The organism is Pseudotabrizicola alkalilacus, assembly GCF_003443995.1.
Taxonomy (GTDB): Bacteria; Pseudomonadota; Alphaproteobacteria; order Rhodobacterales; family Rhodobacteraceae; genus Pseudotabrizicola; species Pseudotabrizicola alkalilacus.
Window position 1 is genome coordinate 1 of the sequence record NZ_QWEY01000028.1, and the last position, 4,484, is coordinate 4,484.

A 4,484-nucleotide genomic window follows, 5' to 3' on the forward strand; every position below is an offset into this window, starting at 1 on the left:
ATGTTTGGAAAACTCAAGGACTGGAGGCGCATTCACACACGATACGACCGCTGCGCCCACACCTTCATGTCCGCAATCGCCATAGCCGCCATCGTCATCTTCTGGATATGATCAATGAGTCCTGAGCCTACGTTCGGCTGGAAAATTGTTTTATTTAACATAATCAAAGCATTAATGGAATTCTGCCTTTCTTTGATGCGAGTGCTGCCTTGTATTGCTACCCTTTTTGCACCACATTTTGCCTTACGTGGCGCAATGTTGGGAGGGCGAGCATGTCGAATCCAGTGTTGCGCGGAAAGACTTGGTATTTGAAACGCCGCGTTCCGAAAAGGTATGCTTCTGTAGAGAAGCGTCCCGTGATCTGGGATAGTCTCAAGACAGATTCTTACAGCGTCGCTGTGCAGAAATCCGCGGGTGTTTGGCTGGCATACATTGAGGGTTGGGAGGCGCGACTTGCTGGACGCGATGGCGACGCGGCGGAAAAATTTCGTGCAGCGCAACACCTTGCTGCGGTTCGCGGATTTCAGTTCCTGTCGATTGACAGGGTTCAGACGGCTCCTTTGGAAGAAGTTCTTCAGAGAGTAGAGGCCTCGCGCGGCGCGGGTGGAATGCCCGATAATGAGGTGGCATCTGCTCTTCTGGGCGTGGTCGATACGCCGAAGCTGAAACTGTCCGGTCTGGTGAAACACGTCGAAGAACTGGCGGCACATGACAACCGCTTCAAGAACAGCGAGCAAATGCGTTTGTGGCGCTCGCCACGCTTGCGGGCATCGACAAATCTGCAGGCGGCCCTGGGCAAGGACATTTAAGTTGTCGCCATTGGGGCGGCGGAAGCACGAGCACATAAAAGATGGTGGCGTGCACGTATGGCACAAGAAGGGCAATCAGCGGAGACGGCAAGCAAGGATTTCACCTATATGTCGGGCATGCTCGCCCGGTTTTATGACGATCTCGAACATGACGATCCACCACAGCCTTACGGTGGTGTATCCATTCGCGACCGTCATACAAAACCAGCACAGAAGCGCGAGGTGCCTGTCGATTGGATTTTGGAGAAATGGTTTGCTCAAGGCGCGTTTGATGGACTCAATGACGAAGCGCGTGACATTTTGCTGATTTCAATCGAAACAGGCTGCCGTCAGAGTGAGGTTTTCAATTTGCCAGCCTCAGCGATCTGTCTGGAAGGCCCGATCCCGCATCTGCGCATCGCCCATGAGCTCTCGAATGATCCTGACGAGCGGCGTGAAGTGAAGAACCTGCCGTCGCATCGCGAAATCCCTCTGGTCGGGGTCGCTTTGGCGGCAGCCAAGAGGCACCCAAAGGGTTTTCCTCGATACCGGAACCGGAGCAGCTACAGCGCTGCGGTCAACAAGTATCTGCGTGAGAATAGTTTGATGCCCGAAGGAATTACGATCGGCGGCACACGGCACAGTTGGGAAAGCCGCATGAAACGCGCGGGATATCAGATGGATGATCGTGGAGAGTTAATGGGGCATTCGCTCAAGCAGAGTCGTGGGCGCGAGGTCTACGGCGATGGCATGACGCTCGCTGACCGACTTCTCATCGCGCAGGAGGTTATGCTTTCTGTGCCAGAGCATCTTAAATGATCATGCAGTAGGTGATCGGTTTGGGTCTGTGTCAGAGGACACGATAGTTCAGGGCACTAAGAATTTTTTCGAACGCTCAAGTGCGTCACGGTTTTCTTGTTCGGCCTCGAGTTCTTGTTCCAGTCGCAGGAAGATTGGTAAATATTTATGATTTGTTTCGAGAAGGATGGCGACTGTCTGCAAGCATGTTCGGATACGCATAACTTTTTGAGAGCATGGATCATCTGTCCGCATGAGCTTTCAGGAATTTGCAATCGAAGGCGGTGGGAAATGCTCCACCTGGGTCGCAGTAACAGAGAAGATCGGAGATGCTGCTGCAGCCGTTGCTGTTGCCAGCTCCCCGTCGCTCGCATGCCCTCTCCGGTCCCGTGCCATCGGCCGAGTGCTCCCAACCGTCCCAGGTCATCCCCAGGCGGCTTTGTCTGATGTGATCGACGCCAGAATGGATCCGATCGCGCTGAACATCAGTATAGGGCATGGCGGACCTCATAGATCGTTTGAGAGATAGGAAATCGGGGCGGAACGGTCGGAACCTGTGGAAAACCTCCCTGTTTTAAAAAATTTTATCGATGAAGATGGGCCGGTTTTGCTGGTTGATGGGCCGCACCGCTGCTTCACGGAAAAATGAAAAAGGTCGAAAAAGGAAAAATCCGGATTCTTACTGAAGACGGAAAATACGAAGATAAGGCGCAAATCAGACTTGTGAAAATACAAAGACAAAAAAACGCAATCTCCTCCATGAAAATACAAAGAGCCTTTCTTGCCTTGTTGCTACGACGCAAAAATTGAACAAACTGCGTCTTCTCGAAAATTGCCAAAGATACAAAAAAATGCTGCCCCGATATCCAGGTGGAAGCCAAGAATAGCTCAGAAGGAAAATGGTAACCTTGAAAGCCAAGGCATCATCTTCCCTCCAAGCCATTCCCCTGATCGCGATAGGTCTTCCACCCCATCTGTTCATTCCATCAGTACGGCGCCTCTGGTGGGTTAAGCTCCGCGTTGCGGGCCAATTGCGTATCGGCATGCGTTTGCGATTGCGCATCACATGGCGACGCTGATCGATCTGCCTTTGCGGGGGCCGCGCCCATTCCATTGCGCGCACCATTAGGCACGCAAAGTGGCGATCTCAGCTTCGGGGCGGAAACTGCCGCGCAAAAGGCCATAGGAATGCAGTTCTCGCAGCCACCCTGCATCGCCGACATCGGTTTTGCGCCCCGGCACATTCTTGGCATAGCGCGCATTCACCAAGATCACGTCGAAGCCCCGAGCTTCCAGAGCCTCGAATGCTGGGATCCAGTAAACATCGGTAGATTCCATCGCCACGCTCATCACGCCGCACGCTTCGAACCAATCGGCAAGGTCGTGCAGGTCTTGGGTGAATGTCCCAAAAAACCTGACAGGCGTGTAGCAGGCATCGGGGTGCACCGCAGCCATATGAATGGTCGAGCCGATATCGATCGCCGCCGCCGCGGGATTGACCATCTTCAGGTCCGGGTGCCCACCGGTCGCAATCTTCGTCATGGCATCTCCTCCGACAGGGAAGAAGGGCGTGGGCCATGCAAGTCCGTCATCTTCCTAACCGGGATCGTTGTTGTCGCAACGTCACCACTCTCAAGTGCGCATCAGCCCATGTGCCACGTTTTTTTACGGGGTCTGACCCTCCACTAAGCGATCGGCAACTGCCCTTTAGGCAACCGATGATAACACAGGCTGTTTATACCGCGCACAGGCGGGCCACGACCCGTGACGGTTTTTTAGGATGTCCCTCTCCTCCTTGAGGATGCGGTTCTCACGCCGAAGAAGTTCGTTCTCCCGCGCAAGCTCACGATCCTCGGGCGATACCACATCAGTGTCACGATGCGCTGTCACCCACTTGTTCAGCGTCGAAAGCCCAACGCCCAAATCATCCGCAACTTGACGCCGTGTCAGCCCACTCGTCAGCGCAATTCGCACTGCATCCCGGCGGAATTCATCCGTTCTTCCCGTGCTCATAGTTCGTCTCCTTTGTTGCAGTAAATGCTATCAAAGGAGCGGCATCAAACCGCGACAGGTCCACCCGGAGCGCTTCACCAAGCCTAGAAATTAGAGCCCCTTGCACAATGGGTGGCAACCACAGAAGTTGCCAGAAGGGCACCTGTAAGTAACGTATTGTTAACCTTGATCCGCATAGTAATAGGTGACGAGGAGCAGTGTCCACTAAACTAATCAAATCAAAACCAGAACTACTTGATAACAAGCCAACACTACTCCCATCTGGATCGCAATTCTCGGGATTATAAAATGTTAAGTGCTGACTATCTTCGGGCGCCACTAGATCCTATAGGGGTAATGATTATAATGGGGATCGACTATAAAACTTACCGTAAACTCACGAATCTTGACTTCTTAGCTCGATCTTCTGGAGTCAAGCAATACGTTATATCTATACAGGAATATCATTCTTTTTGGGATATCGTGCAGTGTGAGGCGAGGATACGGTTTAACAACTTCAATCGGGTCGATGAGAGGTATGTGAATCAACTTATTGATGAAATCGCCTTTGATCTGGAAGACCTTGAGTCGGAGTATTGGGGTGACTACTTTAACAAAACACTAAGCAGATTTCCAGATTTGACGTCAACACTACGTTCGCCAATAAGTGCGGTTGAGGTAATCTTCTACACTTATCATGTAGTTCAAAGTGTCGCAAGGAGATTTATGGAGTATTTAGCTATGCTTCAAAAAAATGACAGCGAGAGGGTCTAATTTTCTAGGCTCTGGACCCATTAATTTTCTTGCGGGTCGGACAACTCACTGATTCACTTGCGGCACCACAGGGGGTGCTGCCATGAGCGAGATGATCCTGCTTTCCGAAGCCCAGATGGCGCGGATATCGCC

Annotated in this window: 2 protein-coding genes and 3 pseudogenes; 3 read left to right on the top strand and 2 right to left on the bottom strand. The window is 52.1% G+C overall.

The genetic code is table 11. The features are described from left to right. The 3 genes and pseudogenes from D1012_RS21775 to D1012_RS21785 all read left to right on the top strand — a co-directional run. Positions 1–111: pseudogene (locus tag D1012_RS21775) on the top strand (IS5/IS1182 family transposase); the annotation flags it as partial. 161 nt (positions 112–272) lie between these two features. Next, positions 273–809, top strand: a complete 537-nt coding sequence (locus D1012_RS22545) for a DUF6538 domain-containing protein (RefSeq protein ID WP_147335774.1) — start codon at positions 273–275, stop codon at positions 807–809. 57 nt (positions 810–866) lie between these two features. Next, the gene (locus D1012_RS21785) at positions 867–1,607 is read left to right on the top strand and encodes a site-specific integrase (RefSeq protein ID WP_118156226.1); all 741 of its coding nucleotides are present in this window, start codon (positions 867–869) and stop codon (positions 1,605–1,607) included. Between the two features lie 1,107 nt (positions 1,608–2,714). On the opposite strand, the pseudogene D1012_RS21790 reads toward D1012_RS21785, so the two are convergent. Together D1012_RS21790 and D1012_RS21795 are read right to left on the bottom strand one after the other, a co-directional pair. Beyond that, a pseudogene (locus tag D1012_RS21790) lies at positions 2,715–3,128 on the bottom strand (IS110 family transposase); the annotation flags it as partial. A gap of 222 nt (positions 3,129–3,350) precedes the next feature. Further along, a pseudogene (locus D1012_RS21795) lies at positions 3,351–3,599 on the bottom strand (transposase); the annotation flags it as partial. Between the last annotated feature and the right edge of the window lie 885 nt (positions 3,600–4,484).